16 protein-coding genes and 1 pseudogene are annotated in these 13,678 nt (G+C 54.0%); 7 read left to right on the forward strand and 10 right to left on the reverse strand.

The genetic code is table 11. The features are described from left to right. The 8 genes from fliM to fliF form a co-directional block, all read right to left on the reverse strand. The coding region (gene fliM / locus H7A81_RS19625; RefSeq protein WP_182058463.1) for a flagellar motor switch protein FliM at nt 1-918 on the reverse strand (918 nt) is incomplete at its 3' end. Between the two features lie 4 nt (nt 919-922). Beyond that, entirely contained in the window at nt 923-1,408 is a 486-nt protein-coding gene (gene fliL, locus H7A81_RS19630; protein ID WP_182058464.1) for a flagellar basal body-associated protein FliL, read from the reverse strand. A gap of 130 nt (nt 1,409-1,538) precedes the next feature. Further along, nucleotides 1,539-2,807, reverse strand: a complete 1,269-nt coding sequence (locus tag H7A81_RS19635) for a flagellar hook-length control protein FliK (protein ID WP_182058465.1) — start codon at nt 2,805-2,807, stop codon at nt 1,539-1,541. Beyond that, nucleotides 2,804-3,247, reverse strand: a complete 444-nt coding sequence (gene fliJ / locus H7A81_RS19640; protein WP_182058466.1) for a flagellar export protein FliJ — start codon at nt 3,245-3,247, stop codon at nt 2,804-2,806. The genes H7A81_RS19635 and fliJ overlap by 4 nt, the downstream gene beginning before the upstream one ends. A 23-nt stretch (nt 3,248-3,270) precedes the next feature. Continuing rightward, the gene (fliI, locus tag H7A81_RS19645; RefSeq protein WP_045815130.1) at nt 3,271-4,635 is read right to left on the reverse strand and encodes a flagellar protein export ATPase FliI; all 1,365 of its coding nucleotides are present in this window, start codon (nt 4,633-4,635) and stop codon (nt 3,271-3,273) included. Further along, on the reverse strand, nt 4,635-5,336 hold the full coding sequence (gene fliH / locus H7A81_RS19650; protein WP_034824427.1) for a flagellar assembly protein FliH: 702 nt from the start codon (nt 5,334-5,336) through the stop codon (nt 4,635-4,637). The genes fliI and fliH overlap by 1 nt, the downstream gene beginning before the upstream one ends. Then, nucleotides 5,329-6,321 (reverse strand): flagellar motor switch protein FliG, encoded by a 993-nt coding sequence (fliG, locus tag H7A81_RS19655; protein WP_034824425.1) that lies wholly within the window; start codon nt 6,319-6,321, stop codon nt 5,329-5,331. The genes fliH and fliG overlap by 8 nt, the downstream gene beginning before the upstream one ends. Further along, the gene (gene fliF, locus H7A81_RS19660) at nt 6,318-8,039 is read right to left on the reverse strand and encodes a flagellar basal-body MS-ring/collar protein FliF (protein WP_182058467.1); all 1,722 of its coding nucleotides are present in this window, start codon (nt 8,037-8,039) and stop codon (nt 6,318-6,320) included. The genes fliG and fliF overlap by 4 nt, the downstream gene beginning before the upstream one ends. A 235-nt stretch (nt 8,040-8,274) precedes the next feature. Between fliF and fliE the strand changes: the two genes are divergently transcribed. From fliE to H7A81_RS19675, 3 genes are all read left to right on the forward strand, one after another. Then, a complete protein-coding gene (fliE, locus tag H7A81_RS19665) occupies nt 8,275-8,586 on the forward strand; it encodes a flagellar hook-basal body complex protein FliE (protein ID WP_034824419.1) in 312 nt (103 codons plus the stop codon). Between the two features lie 109 nt (nt 8,587-8,695). Then, complete coding sequence (locus tag H7A81_RS19670; protein ID WP_182058468.1) at nt 8,696-9,403, forward strand: YnfC family lipoprotein; 708 nt, start codon at nt 8,696-8,698, stop codon at nt 9,401-9,403. 229 nt (nt 9,404-9,632) lie between these two features. After that, nucleotides 9,633-9,815 (forward strand): hypothetical protein, encoded by a 183-nt coding sequence (locus H7A81_RS19675; RefSeq protein ID WP_045815127.1) that lies wholly within the window; start codon nt 9,633-9,635, stop codon nt 9,813-9,815. Nucleotides 9,816-9,865: 50 nt separating this feature from the next. On the opposite strand, the gene H7A81_RS19680 is transcribed toward H7A81_RS19675, so the two are convergent. After that, nucleotides 9,866-11,077, reverse strand: a complete 1,212-nt coding sequence (locus H7A81_RS19680) for a diguanylate phosphodiesterase (protein WP_182058469.1) — start codon at nt 11,075-11,077, stop codon at nt 9,866-9,868. Nucleotides 11,078-11,324: 247 nt separating this feature from the next. Between H7A81_RS19680 and H7A81_RS19685 the strand changes: the two genes are divergently transcribed. After that, on the forward strand, nt 11,325-11,573 hold the full coding sequence (locus H7A81_RS19685) for a hypothetical protein (protein WP_182058470.1): 249 nt from the start codon (nt 11,325-11,327) through the stop codon (nt 11,571-11,573). A gap of 57 nt (nt 11,574-11,630) precedes the next feature. Here H7A81_RS19685 and H7A81_RS19690 read toward each other — a convergent pair whose 3' ends face one another. Beyond that, nucleotides 11,631-12,278 carry a helix-turn-helix domain-containing protein gene (locus H7A81_RS19690; protein WP_182058471.1) on the reverse strand — a complete coding sequence of 216 codons (648 nt, stop codon included), beginning with the start codon at nt 12,276-12,278 and terminating at the stop codon, nt 11,631-11,633. A gap of 144 nt (nt 12,279-12,422) precedes the next feature. Here H7A81_RS19690 and H7A81_RS19695 point away from each other — a divergent pair, with 144 nt between their 5' ends. The 3 genes and pseudogenes from H7A81_RS19695 to H7A81_RS19705 all read left to right on the forward strand — a co-directional run. Beyond that, on the forward strand, nt 12,423-12,812 hold the full coding sequence (locus tag H7A81_RS19695; RefSeq protein ID WP_182058472.1) for a hypothetical protein: 390 nt from the start codon (nt 12,423-12,425) through the stop codon (nt 12,810-12,812). After that, the gene (locus tag H7A81_RS19700) at nt 12,793-13,122 is read left to right on the forward strand and encodes a hypothetical protein (protein WP_182058473.1); all 330 of its coding nucleotides are present in this window, start codon (nt 12,793-12,795) and stop codon (nt 13,120-13,122) included. Before H7A81_RS19695 ends, H7A81_RS19700 begins: the two co-directional genes overlap by 20 nt. A gap of 82 nt (nt 13,123-13,204) precedes the next feature. Beyond that, nucleotides 13,205-13,678, forward strand: a pseudogene (locus H7A81_RS19705) (hypothetical protein); the annotation flags it as partial.

Raw genomic sequence — 13,678 nt, forward strand, 5'->3', positions numbered from 1 at the left:
ATATTGGCTGGTCAGCACGGGTACGCCATCGACGTGAGCAATGATGCGGTCCGGCTTCTCAATGGGCAGGACGTCACCAGGTTTCAGTTGCAAAATACGTGACAGGCGCATGGATGTTTCCGCGAAGTGGGCAATCAGCTCCAGCTCCGAGTGCTGCACCTGTTTCACCAGATTGTCGCGCCAGTGCGTATCTTCCTGACGGGAGTTTTCCAGTGGTGGATTGACCAGCAGCTCGCGCAGCGGCTCAATCATTGAAAACGGAATACAGATATTAAATTCACCCACCAGGTTACCAATCTCGACCTGGAACGGGGTGTTGACGACGATATCGTTCGGCGAAGTGGTGATGTTGGTAAATTTCACCTGCATTTCCGAACGGACGTACTCAACATCCAGCGGGTAAATCGCTTTCCAGGCATCGCTGTAACCATCCAGTGCCAGCTTCAGCATGCGACGGATGACGCGTTGCTCGGTATGGGTAAATTCACGGCCTTCCACTTTGGTCGGGAAACGGCCATCACCACCAAACAGGTTATCTACGGCGATAAACACCAGACTCGGTGAAAATACCACCAGCGCAGTACCGCGCAGTGGTTTCAGGTGGATCAGGTTCAGGTTGGTTGGCACCGGTAAATTGCGGGCAAACTCATGGTAAGGCTGAATCTTGATCGCACCGACACTGATATCCGGGCTACGGCGCAGCAGGTTAAACAGCGCCATACGAAAATGACGGGCAAAACGCTCGTTAATGATCTCCAGCGCCTGCAGACGCTCGCGCACCACGCGACGCTGAGTATTAGGATCATAGGGACGGATATCGCCATCGGTCCCTTTGGAACTGTTCTCTACTTCCGCGCTGTCACTGTCGCCATTAAGCAGCGCGTCAATCTCAGCCTGGGAGAGAATGCTATCGCCCATTAAATCACCTCAAAATGAAGGCGGTAAACAGCACGTCACTGACCACCTGTGGCGGTTGCGTTTTTACCAGCGGTGGCGCCAATGCCTGTTTGATCTGCTCAACCAGGGCCTGCTTACCTTGTTCTGTGGCAAGCTGAGCGGCACTTTGACGCGAGAGCAGCAGCAGTAAACGGCTGCGCACCTCAGGCAGGTAATCATTCAACCGACGACGGGTCTCCTCATCCGGCAGACGCAGGGTAAAGCCTACGTACAACACACGGTCGGGATCGTTGTCAGGATTGACCAGGTTAACCGTAAACGTATCCATTGCAAAAAATACAGGGGCGGCCGGTGGCTCAACTTTCGCCGCTTCCGGTTTGTCATCCCCGTGTTTATTCATCATTCGCCAGACTGCATAGCCTGCCACGCTGCAAGCGGCCAGCGTTACAATCAGTAACACCGGTATTAGTAGTGAACGTTTGCGGCCTTTAGCTTTCGCGTTATCAGACATGTTTGCAGTTACTTCCTGTGAATTATGGGCAAGCCTCTCGGCTCGCCTGGACAGATTATCCCGCGTCTTAAGTCAAACAATGGGAAGAAAAGACGCGGGTTTTACGCTTACCTTCAGCGTTTAGCCGCTGTCAGGCAAAGATATCGACAGCGCCGTTACCTGTCGCGCGCGCCTGAAGGGCTGCCGGGACGGCAATAGGCGTTATCTCGTTTTCACTGTCCTGGGAGAGGGTAAAGCTGCCGTGCTGGCCATCACGACGTCCTTCCTGCTGGCCCTGATAATTCTGGCTTTGTGCGAAGGCGTCGCTGCTGACATTACTCTGTCCCAGGTTAATACCGCTCTCCGCCAGCGCTGTACGCAGCTGAGGGAGAGCCGCTTCCAGCGCGGCCCTCACTTGGCTGTGGCTGGAAACCATACTTAACTGCGCCTGATCCTTGTCGAGGGTCAGGTTGATCTGGATAGCACCCAAATCTTCGGGATGTAAGCGCAATTCGGCATTTTGCTGACCGTTGCGACTAAACATCACGATTTGCTGGCTTAACGCCTGCTGCCACTCATTGCTGCCGAGTTGGGCATTCAGCATCGGCGTCGACGGAGTGGTACTGGTTGTCGCCGTGCTGTTGGTCAGTGTGCTACTGCTGCTGACCGGGGCGCTGGTTAAAGCTGTTACTGTGTCGCTTTGCGTATCACGACGTTCTTCCTGCTTGCTGAGCGTACTCAGCACCTGCTTAAAGCTCTCATCCAGTGACAGTGCGCCATTGCTGGTGCTGGTCGTGGTGCTGGCGGCAGCGGCACTGCTACTGGTTTGCGTGGTGCTGGCATCACGAGTAACACTGCTCAGCACATCACTGGACTTCTTGTGAGGCGTACTGTCGGTCTGCGCCTCTTGTTCATCTTTCACCGCGCTCTGCAACGTTCGGCTTAACAATGTTCCGTTAAGCGTTGTGCCTGCATCGGCTGATGTCTTATCAGTGCTGGCGCTTTGGCTATTACGCGCTTCTACCGCAACCGGTAACATGGCGAACAGCGCCTGAACATTCTGTAAGTCGCTGGCACTTAACGAACTTGCTTCAGACTTGTCTTTATCATCGGCTGATTTCAGCGTGGCTTTAGTGTTTTCCGGTTGTAAAAGTGCGTTTAACGCCTCTGGTTTGTCCAGTGCCTGCAATAACGCGCTTAATGACGCTTTTGTGACGCCTTTTTCATCGACTTCTGCTGTCAGATCAGTCGATTGCGTGTTAACACCTTGTTGCTGAGCCAGCGTCAGTAAGCGGTTACCCAGCTCAGTGATAAATCCCTGTGGCAGCGCATCTGTACCCAGTAAATTGTCCGATGCAACAGCACTGTCTGCATCGCTGACTTTAGAGGTTTGCGTAACCATAGTTGGCAGCGTAATCATTCGCCTCTCCTCATAGCGGCCCGTTGGGCAAATTCATCCATCCGTTTCTGATCGAGACGGTTTTCTTGTCGTAATGCGTTTTCGGCAGCGCGAGTGATCAATGTTTGATACGCATTCAATCGCTTATGCTTTTCTTGCCAGCTGATCAGCGCCTGATCCAGACGTTGATTCCACTGATTCAGCTGTTGCCGATGCTGTTCAATGGCTTTCTCCAGCGTCTGAATAAACTGGTGGTAATTGGTCCAGCGCAGGCTGGAAATACCGCCTGACATATCGGTGTTGAGCTTATTGCGGTACTCATCCTGATAGTCGAGCAGCATGGTGAGCTGCTCATCCGCCTGCTTTACGCCACGGCGCATGTCACCTAAATGAATCACGGCCTGTTCCAAATCCTGCTCCGCCATATCGCGCAGCTTATCGATTGCACTGGCAGTTTTCATGGCTTACCTCGCTTGGGCTCGCGCTAGCCGAACATGGCCTGCAGGTGCAGACTGGCGTCGTCATAGTCGCTGCGTTCGAAAATACCCTGTTGCAGGAAGGCTTCCATCTCCGGGTAAAGCTTGATGGCTTTATCGAGCATCGGATCGCTTCCAGCGGCATACGCGCCTACACTCACCAGATCGCGGTTGCGCTGGAAACTGGAGAGCAGTTGTTTGAACTGACGCACCCGCGCGTAGTGGGTGTCATCAATTAACGCGGTCATCGCACGGCTGATTGAGGCTTCAATATCAATCGCCGGATAGTGACCGGCTTCGGCCAGACGGCGCGACAATACAATGTGACCATCAAGAATGGCGCGCGCCGAGTCGGCAATCGGGTCTTGCTGATCGTCACCTTCGGTAAGCACGGTATAGAAAGCCGTAATCGAACCGCCGCCGTGGGTGCCGTTACCGGCGCGTTCCACCAGGGCGGGGAGCTTCGCGAACACGGAAGGTGGATAACCTTTGGTGGCCGGTGGCTCACCAATCGCCAGGGCGATCTCACGCTGCGCCATGGCGTAGCGGGTGAGGGAGTCCATGATCAGCAGCACGTGCTGGCCGCGATCGCGAAAATCTTCCGCGATGCGTGTAGCATACGCGGCACCCTGCATACGCAGCAGCGGCGAAACGTCAGCCGGTGCGGCGATCACCACCGAGCGCGCACGGCCTTCTGCGCCGAGGATGTTCTCAATGAATTCTTTGACTTCACGGCCACGTTCACCGATCAGGCCCACCACAATCACATCGGCTTTGGTATAACGCGCCATCATGCCAAGCAACACCGACTTACCGACGCCGGAACCCGCAAACAGGCCCATACGCTGACCCCGTCCGACAGTCAGCAGGGCGTTGATCGCCCGTACGCCGGTATCCAGTACATCGTGGATTGGCGTACGTTGCAGTGGGTTAAACGGGGCGGTGATCAAGGGCGCACGATAGCCGGTGTCCGGGGCAGGTAAACCATCCAGCGGCTTGCCTGCGCCATCCAGCACGCGGCCGAGCAATTCTGGCCCAAGCAATAGCTGTTTACCGCCTTGTGCGTTGTCACCGCTAAAACGGGCATAAACGCGCGCACCCGGCAAAATGCCGTCCACTTCTTCCAGCGGCATCATCAACAGTTTCTGACCGTTGAAACCCACCACTTCACTTTCCACTTCAGTGATGTTGTTGCCGTCGTGACGTTCGATGATGCAGGTCGCACCGAGCGGCAGTTGCAGCCCGGTGGCTTCCAGTACTAAACCGGTGGCACGAGTCAGACGGCCATAGCGGCGCACGGTTTGCACCTGCGAAATACGATCCTCGAAGGCATCGAGTGCGCCAAGCCAGCGGGAAAGACGCGACGAGGTCATTACAAGGTCCCCGGTGCGGCCAGACGGCACAGTTCCTGCCAGCGGGTTGCCACGCTGGCATCGAGATCACCATCTTCGGCGCTGAGTTTACAGCCGCCGGGATGCAGTGAATTATCCGCGAGCAGTTTCCAGCCGTGCAGATCCAGCGTCGGGCCCAGTGTCTGCTCAATACGCTGTAAATCATCAGGATGCACGCGCAGCTGCGGTTTGCCGCTGAACATGGGTTCTTGTTGAATCAGTTGCTGAATCTGGCGCAGCAGGGCGGTGCCATCCACTTGTGTGGCCTGGCCAATGACCGTGCGCGCCGCTTCCAAGGCCAGCTGCATCAGACGTGAAGCGATGACGCTATCCAGCGCTTCCAGCGTGTGATGGAACTCAGTGACTAACTGCTGCATGCGCGCTTGTAAGGGCGCCTGCTGCTGTTGGGCATCGGCGAGTCCCTGCTGGAAACCGGCGTCGTAACCGTTCTGCTGTGACTCGGCAAAACCCTTTTGATAGCCCTCGCTGTAACCTTGCGTCTGTGCATCTTTGCGCATCTGCTGTTGCATGCGCTCCAGCATCTGCTGTTGCTCAGCTTCGGCACTCATTTCGACATCCACAGCCGGCTCTTCCTGCGGCAGTTCTTCCGCCACTTTGAAGGTGCTGCCTAAATCATCAGGCTGCCAGCGCTGCCACGCACGGGCGGAAAAGGCATCAGACATAAGTTTCCTCGCCACCACCAATTACCATTTCGCCGGATTCTGCCAGGCGACGGACCACCAGCAGGATCGCTTTCTGTTCGTTCTCCACGGCCGACATACGCACCGGACCACGGTTGGCCAGATCGTCGCGCAGGATATCGGCTGCACGCGCTGACATGTTCTTGAGGAACTTCTCGCGCAGCGGCTGTTCGGCACCTTTCAGGGCGATCAGCAACTGCTCGGACTCCACTTCCTGCAGCAGGCGCTGGATGCTGCGGTCGTCCACTTCCACCAGGTTTTCGAACAGGAACATCTCGTCGATGATCTTCTGTGCCAGCTCGCCGTCGAAGTCGCGTACCGCTTCGATAACCGCTTCTTCCTGCTGCGTTTTCATCAGGTTGATAATTTCGGCTGCGGTTCTCACGCCACCCATCTTCGCACGCTTGAGGTTGGTGCCATCCAGCAGACCGTTCAGGACTTCGGTCAGTTCTGCCAGCGCCGCTGGCTGTACACCGCCGAAGGTGGCGATACGCAGCATCACGTCGTGACGCAGGCGTTCGTCGAACAGCGCCAGAATATCTGCGGCCTGGCCACGTTTGAGGTGCACCAGGATGGTGGCGATAATCTGCGGATGCTCGTCGCGAATAAGATCGGCCGCTGCCTGAGGTTCCATAAAGTTGAGTGTTTCCATGCCGCTGGTGGTCTCGTTTTTCTCGAGAATATCTTCCAGCAGGCTAGAGGCGCGCTCCTCGCCCAAAGCTTTCACCAGCACCGAACGCAGGTAGTCATTGGAGTTGAGGCTCAGCGCAGCAAACTGCTCGGCATCCGCCTCAAACTCGCGCAGCACTTCGGTTAGCTGCTTGTGCGACACCTGACGCATTCCCGCCATCGCGGCGCTCAGGTGCTGCACTTCACGCTGGTTGAGGTGTTTGAATACCTCGGCCGCACGTTCTTCGCCAATGGTCATCATCAGAATGGCGCTTTTTTCAGTACCGGTCAGACTCATAGTTCTTTACTCATCCATTCGCGGATAACCAGCGCTACAACGCGCGGATCGTTTTCAGACATATCGCGGATGCGTTGGCTCATCACCTCGGCGCTCATGCGGTTATTGGATTTACGCTCTTGTTCCAGCTCATCTTTGCTGAGCTGCACGCTATAAGCTTCTTCAGATTCCAGCGCTTCCGCACGCGCTGCCGCCGCTTCTGCTGCCGCTTGTTCCTGCGCTTTCTTACGCATCAGCTGTGGACGCACCAGCTTGCGATACAGGATGAAGGCAACCAGCGCCACCAGCAGCCAGCGACCGCCGCTCATCAACATGTCGAAGAACGCTTGCGACTGCCAGAACGGCAGGTCACCGCCAGACGGCTCAGTCATGTTGAACTGCGAGTTCACCACGTTGACGCTGTCGCCACGATTCTGCGAGTAACCCATCGCTTCACGGGTCAGGTCTTCAATCTGTTTGATCTGCTGATCGTTCAATGCAACGGCTTTGCCTTTGCCGTCATCACGGTAGTTCACCACCACGGCCACCGACAGACGCTGCACATCGCCCACATTGACCTTGGTGTGGCGAATGGTGCGGTCCAGTTCGTAGTTCACGGTGTCGTTACGGCTTGAGCTGCTCGGGCCGCTGCTTTGTTGCGTGCTGGTCGTGGTGCCGTTGTTGTTCGCCGCGTTGTTCTGACCATTAGCATTCTGGCCGTTGGCATTTTGCTGCTGCGGATTATTAACCGGTGCAGTATTCGCAGGGGCAGGTTGATTCGACAACGCACCGGGCACGCCACCTGGGTACGGGCTGCCATTCTGCTGGTTGGTATTGGTCTGACGCGAGCGAATCGCCGTGCTGTTCGGATCGGCGTTCGGTTTGTACTTCTCGTCGGTTTGTTCGCTGCGGTCAAAGTTGATCTGCGCTGTCACCTGCGCATGCACATTGCCCTGGCCAACGATCGGATTCAGGATTGCTTCGATACGCTGCTGATAACGCGCTTCCACTTCAGACGCGTACTTCAGCTGTGCATCATTCAGGTCACGACCTTCGCTGTCAGAACGGGTCAGCAGACGACCGGCCTGATCCACCACGGTCACGTTGCCAGGCGGCAGACCGGCGACGCTGCTCGACACCATATGCTGAATGGCCTGAATCTGGCCTTCATCGAGTGCGCGACCCGGTTGCAGGTTCAATGTCACGGAGGCCGAAGGCGCTTTCTGCTCACGCACGAACAGCGTGGGTTTTGGCATCGCCAGATGCACGCGCGCGCTCTTGACCGGGCCGAGCGTTTCAATGGTGCGGGCCAGCTCACCTTCCAGTGCACGCTGGTAGTTGATCTGCTCGCTAAACTGGCTGATGCCGAACTTCTCTTTGTCCATCAGCTCAAAGCCAACAGAGCCACCTTTCGGCAGCCCCTGTTGCGCCAGGCGCAGACGCAGTTCATGTACCTTATCGGCAGGCACCATCAAGGCACCGCCGTTTTCGGCGAACTGGTAAGGAATGTTCATTTGCGTTAGCTGGGTAACAATCGCGCCGCCATCCTCATCGGAGAGGTTGTTATAAAGGACGCGATAGTCAGGGGCTTTAGCCCACAGCACCAAGGCAAAAACCACTGCGATAGCGGCAGCGGCAGCAACAATGATTGGAATTCGCGGATTGGCGCGCAGGCGAGCCAGAAGGTCATTGAAACCTTTCTTTGCGGTATCTTGTGTGGCGGCTGCACTCGCATTCATGACCGATTCCTGCCTGACATAATTGACCGGGTTAGTTGTGGTGACAAAACAGACTCCCTGAAGCAACGTCTTAAATGAAATTCCAATCTTATGGCTGGCATTATTGATGAATCGGGTCACTTCGATGGCTGGATAAGCTGGGTTTTTTACGTTTATTTAGCGCCTTTGTCCTATTGACAGTGTGTTAACTTTTGCAGCGTGAAAATTTAAACCCTTCTTTAATGAGGTACAGGCAATGTCGATTCAGGCAATTGATGGTGTGTTGCAGCAGCTGCAGTTAACGTCGTTACAGGCCAGCGGCAAGCAGGCCGAGTCAACCAATCAGGTAGATTTTGGTGCCACCATGAAAGCAGCACTGGATAAGATCAGCGACACGCAAACTGCGGCTCGCACCCAGGCGCAGGATTTTGAAATGGGCAAACCGGGCATCCAGTTAAACGATGTGATGGTCGATCTGCAGAAATCCTCCATTTCCATGCAAATGGGGATTCAGGTGCGTAACAAACTGGTATCGGCGTACACCGATATCATGAACATGCAGGTGTAGTGGCTGCAAAGATTGTTGCGGTGTCAGGCGGGAAAGCATTTATCTTTTTCAGTAACAGCGGCATGATGCTGGCCTGACACACCGCGTATATCGAGAAGAGGATTCTCACGTGAAGCCCACCCTGCTGCTGTTGATGGCAACGATCATGCTATCCGGCTGTGATAATAAAAATGCGGACTTTGCACCGCAGATGAAAAATTACGCTTACCTCTATCAGTTCGAAGCCATTCCCGGCAAAGTCAAAAGCACGCATCAGCGCCTGTTTAGCGCCGACGACACGCCAATCTTTGATGTTGATATCGCGTTCGATGGACAAGGCTGTATTGCCCATGTGAAATCCATTGATAAAGCCGGAGAGATCACCGAAGTGACGCGGGAAGGCGATAAACTGACTGGCACAGAAAACGGTCAGGATGTGGTCGTCACGCTGAATAAGCAGTGCGCGGTAATAAAAAAGGTCACTCCCAGCATGACGGTGGATATTGGCTATAACGATCAGGGTTGGGTTGATCAAATCTCCTCTCCCGCCTCCGATGTTAAATTCCATCTGACCTACAATAACGTCGGTGATATGACGCTGTTGAGTATTAAGAAGGGCGATGAGGAAGTGTCACGCGCCAGTGCCAAACATGATACAGACGCAAAAAAGATATCCGATGTGGTGACGACGGTGCGAAGAAACGAGCAAAGCAAGACGGTTACCACGCAATGCCAGTATAAGAATGATGTTCCTTTCCGCTGTGATACCGTGACCACTGATGCCGAAGGGCAAGTCACGGACAGGCAGTACGGCACCATTGATGTCACCTATTATTGATGCCTGAGTAAGCCGCGAATGCGGCTTTTTTTATGCCGTTAATATCGGCGTCGATAAGCGAAGCGCTAAATAAAACAATCACTTACTGATAAATTGTGCGCTCGATATGCTAAAGTGTGGGCCTTAGGTAAGCATTCGTCAGAGCAGGGAACTCGGTGTGCAACATGCGCATCACGCGAGGCGTTGAGGAGTGTTGAGTAAGGGTTGCAGCGACAAGAAGCGTGTAAGAATGAAAGAAGGTTATTACTGGGTTAGAGATAAAGATAACCCACCAGAAGTCTGGCGATATATAAAGCAATTTGGCTGGTACCGTCCCTGCGTTGCCGTGCCCATCACCTTAAGTTCTTTTAAGTTGATGAACTACCAGGTCATCAGCGATCGATTATTACCACCGGGTTACTTCCCGCTTTAAATGCAAAAACCGCCGGTTAAAGGCGGTTTTTTATTCTCTCTAACCGTTCGCTATTTGATTTCCGGCCAGGCGATAGCCGGGAAACCATTTAACTGCGGACGCGCGAACAGATACCCCTGGAACTGGCTAATGCCTGCCGCTTCCAGCCACATCCACTCCTCGGCTTTCTCCACGCCCTCTGCAATCACCGCAATCTCCAGCGAGTTACAGCACTTAATGATGGCATGCAAAATGGCCTGTTTAGGACCGCTTTTGTGCACATCGCTAATCAGCTCACGATCAATCTTAATTTTGTCCGGCTGGAATCTTGATAACAGTGACAGGCCAGCAAAGCCCGCGCCAAAATCATCCAGGGCCAGACTGATACCCGCCGATTTTAGTTTGCGCACCTGTGCCGCAAACTCATCGGTGCGCGAGATGATCTCATTTTCTGTGACTTCAACAATCACCTGCTCGGGGACCAAACCATTGGCTTCAATCTGCGTCAGCAGAAAATCCACCGCATCAGGAACCGTGACCAGGGACATTGGCAGAAGGTTGATGGAGATACTGTGTTCGCCAATACCTAACTTTTTCGCCAGTTCGAACGCCAGTTTTTTAGACTGAATATCCGCATGATAAACAGCCTCGCCACCGAAGGCAGAAAAGTATTCGCCTGGCGAACCGCCATTCGGGGAACGGATTAACGCCTCATACGAAGCCACGCGGCGTGCGAACGGATCGATAATCGGCTGAAAGGCGAAGTGGCACTCTTTCAGTGAGTCAATGACTTCATCCTGAAGGGTACGAGATGGCTCATCCGCAATAAATTCCCATGTGCTGGCTGCGGGGATTTCAAAATAGTTCTCTTTATCACGAGCGCTAACAAAGGTGCGCAGGAACTGCAACGCGCGATCATCGTAGGTCAGTTGATAGCGCGAGGTGCCTTTGTCTAACACGGCTTGCAGCACCATGGATTTATCATGCTCGCGTAAATCAAACAGCTCCATTCCCACTTTGCCAAAGCGGCGAGCGGGGGCAAAGTCATGCATCAACTCCACCAGATTGTGGTGGCGGGCGTCCAGGCAAATGCGATCATAAATACCCTGCACAGCGTCACGGGGCCCTTCAAGTAACTGGAAGAAGTGCAGTCCATCAAAAAGCAGAATGCCTGTGACATCGTGCGAGCTGTTTTTGTTATTCGCTTTGGTCACCATGTCTTCAAGTGTTTTGATAGGAACATGGTCATGGAGGTGACTGCGATAAATGATGGTGGTAAGCATAGCGATTGTCCGGACAGCTTTTTATTGTGGGGCCTACAGTAGCAGGCCTGGGGCGGGGGCTGTCCACCAATATAGACTCGAATCGTAAACTATTTTCCAATTAATGAGCTAACCGAAACGGCTAGCGAAACGGCGTCAAATCGAATTGTTAATTAATTGCACCGGGGGAGTATTTACGATAAATAATTTCGATTGAATGGATAAATAAAAAGCGTATCTTGGCCCTCGTTAACCAGAGGTGAGCATAATGTTACGCGACTATTTAAAGATTGATGATAGCGACCGTTTAGTTGAACAGAGCGTATTAAGACTCAACAACCGCGGTCAGGAAAATGTCACTGAATGGCATATTGTTAGCGTAGACGGCAGGCAAAAAGGCAGCGTGACGCTGTTTGATAAGCTCTGCAACCGCCGCTCTTATAACGTTAACTATCGTATTACGCAGAAGGATGTGCACGGGAGGGTTATCGTCGATCATTTGACCGACGTTTTGTAATAATTGCCGTAGTTTTGCTGGTTTTAACCCGCTCATAGGCGGGTTTTTTGCATTCTCTTATCTGGCGCGATAGCGGCGCATTTCCATCATAGTTCCAATTAATTCAATCTTTTTCTCCGACGATGCATGCACAGGAAAATCGTCATTCAACGGTCGCAACGAGAAAATTTGTTCGTCGTGCTGTTCAGCCATCAGGCGATAAATACGTACCAGAACCTCACCATTGATGTTTGCCAGCACCACATCACCCGGTTGTGGATTAACGGCAGGATCAAATATCAGCGTGTCGCCGGGTCGGTAGTCAGGTTGCATGGCGGTATCCTCCAGGGTGATCGCCAACGCCGATTCACTCAGTCTGCTATCGCTGTAGAGAAAGCGGGTCGCCTGCTGCTGAATCAATAAGCGTTGCTCCTGCATCCACGCAGCCGCTTGCGTCAGAGTGATCAACGGCAGAGCATTGACACCACTGACGTTAAGCGGGGCGGCAAACACCTCGCCCTCGCCATCAATTATCCATGCTGCCGTACATTGCAGCAGTTCTGCCAGCCGCAACAGGTTCTCGCCGCGCGGAACGGTCTCATCTTTTTCCCATTGTGAAACAGCGACATGTGACACGCCAATGCCACTTGCCACCACTAACTGCGTGAGCTTCAGCGCTTTACGACGGCTGCGAATGCGTTCACCTGCAGATTCTTTTTTCATCATCTTGACAACTCTGTTGGGTTTTACTTAAGTATACTTAAATTGATTAATTAAAGTAAACTTAAATTCTCATGTTGACCGCGCAACTGGCAAGGGCGGACAACATGTTCCTCGGGCGGATCCCTTGCCAGTGAAGAGAGGTGAAGCATGGAAAGTAGTTTGGTGACCAGCGTCGGTGCGCTACTTCTCGGTGGCGGTGCGGCAGCTGTTTTCTGGAAACCCTTAATGGCTGGTATCGCGGCCATCGTCACCAGCAATCGCGCGGGCGGCGAGATCATCACCAGCTACAAAGAGCAGGTGATGCTTCTCAAAGAGAGCCACGCGCTGATGCGCCGGGAAAACGATGACCTGCGTATTCGGCACGACAAAAACTTGCGGCGCATCTCTTCGCTGGAAACCGACCTGCGGCTGATTAAGAACGCGCTGGGCATTCTGTTAGCCACTACGGAATCTGATCATAGCGAAAAATTCCGTATTCAGATCAATCAACTGATCACCACCTTAGAGGAGAGTCGCGATGGTGCAGATAAACAGTGAGTTTTCAGTGCGAGGCCATCGGCGTCAGTTACTGCTAGGCGGCCTGCTGCTGATGCTGTCGCTGCTGTGTGTGGCGATGACGATTATGTTCGTGTTCGTGAATAACAGCGCCAATCGTCGGGTGGAGGATATTCGCCAGCAGTACCGTGCGATTTCCGATCGGCGGGAAGCGCGGGTGGCGGAACTGACCAGCCAATTGGTGACATTGCAGAAAAAACTCGATGGCTTGCCGGACCGCAGCGCGAACAAAACGGCGGACAAAGTGAAGCAGGTGGTGGGGGAAGACGCGCCACCCGAATCGACGCATTAAGGAGGGCATGATGAGTATTACCGAGCGGATTGCAGCCAGCTTCGGCCGACTGCGGTCTTTATTAAGCAAGAAGGAGAAAATTATGAGCGACCAAACTGTAATCGAAAATAGTGCAGCAACTGCAACACCGGATGCCAGCACGCTGTCACCGTTAGAGAGTTTTGCTAATGAGGTGGCGGTGCCGGTGGCAAGCAGTGCGCCCGCTGCGGACGCCTCAACGGCAGCGGTGAGCAGCGCGGCAGGACAGGTAGGCACAACGTCAGCGGTGAGCAGTGCGCCAGCACCTGACGTCTCAACGCCCGCTGAGAGCAATACGCCAGCTCCGGACGTCTCATCGTTGACAGCAAGCGACGTGCCCGCATTGGACACCTCAACGTCAGCCGCGAACGCTGGCAGCGAGACACAAGTGGCGGCGGATGCAACGGATCTCACCCAGCAGTTGGCCACGCCCGATCCTCTGGCCAACGGTTCTGCCAGCGCTGGGCCTTCATCGGCTTCTACCGTCGGGATTCTCGCTGAGCAACCTGCCGTGGGAGTCATTACGGATGCTGTCAAT

It is taken from the genome of Pantoea sp. ME81, assembly GCF_903970985.1.
GTDB lineage: Bacteria > Pseudomonadota > Gammaproteobacteria > Enterobacterales > Enterobacteriaceae > Pantoea > Pantoea communis.

What these genes read in the sequence shown, in the direction of transcription:
- fliL (WP_182058464.1), bottom strand. Translation starts at nt 1,408, where the DNA reads ATGTCTGATAACGCGAAAGCTAAAGGCCGCAAACGTTCACTACTAATA.
- H7A81_RS19635 (WP_182058465.1), bottom strand. Translation starts at nt 2,807, where the DNA reads ATGATTACGCTGCCAACTATGGTTACGCAAACCTCTAAAGTCAGCGAT.
- fliJ (WP_182058466.1), bottom strand. Translation starts at nt 3,247, where the DNA reads ATGAAAACTGCCAGTGCAATCGATAAGCTGCGCGATATGGCGGAGCAG.
- fliI (WP_045815130.1), bottom strand. Translation starts at nt 4,635, where the DNA reads ATGACCTCGTCGCGTCTTTCCCGCTGGCTTGGCGCACTCGATGCCTTC.
- fliH (WP_034824427.1), bottom strand. Translation starts at nt 5,336, where the DNA reads ATGTCTGATGCCTTTTCCGCCCGTGCGTGGCAGCGCTGGCAGCCTGAT.
- fliG (WP_034824425.1), bottom strand. Translation starts at nt 6,321, where the DNA reads ATGAGTCTGACCGGTACTGAAAAAAGCGCCATTCTGATGATGACCATT.
- fliF (WP_182058467.1), bottom strand. Translation starts at nt 8,039, where the DNA reads ATGAATGCGAGTGCAGCCGCCACACAAGATACCGCAAAGAAAGGTTTC.
- fliE (WP_034824419.1), top strand. Translation starts at nt 8,275, where the DNA reads ATGTCGATTCAGGCAATTGATGGTGTGTTGCAGCAGCTGCAGTTAACG.
- H7A81_RS19675 (WP_045815127.1), top strand. Translation starts at nt 9,633, where the DNA reads ATGAAAGAAGGTTATTACTGGGTTAGAGATAAAGATAACCCACCAGAA.
- H7A81_RS19680 (WP_182058469.1), bottom strand. Translation starts at nt 11,077, where the DNA reads ATGCTTACCACCATCATTTATCGCAGTCACCTCCATGACCATGTTCCT.
- H7A81_RS19685 (WP_182058470.1), top strand. Translation starts at nt 11,325, where the DNA reads ATGTTACGCGACTATTTAAAGATTGATGATAGCGACCGTTTAGTTGAA.
- H7A81_RS19690 (WP_182058471.1), bottom strand. Translation starts at nt 12,278, where the DNA reads ATGATGAAAAAAGAATCTGCAGGTGAACGCATTCGCAGCCGTCGTAAA.
- H7A81_RS19695 (WP_182058472.1), top strand. Translation starts at nt 12,423, where the DNA reads ATGGAAAGTAGTTTGGTGACCAGCGTCGGTGCGCTACTTCTCGGTGGC.
- H7A81_RS19700 (WP_182058473.1), top strand. Translation starts at nt 12,793, where the DNA reads ATGGTGCAGATAAACAGTGAGTTTTCAGTGCGAGGCCATCGGCGTCAG.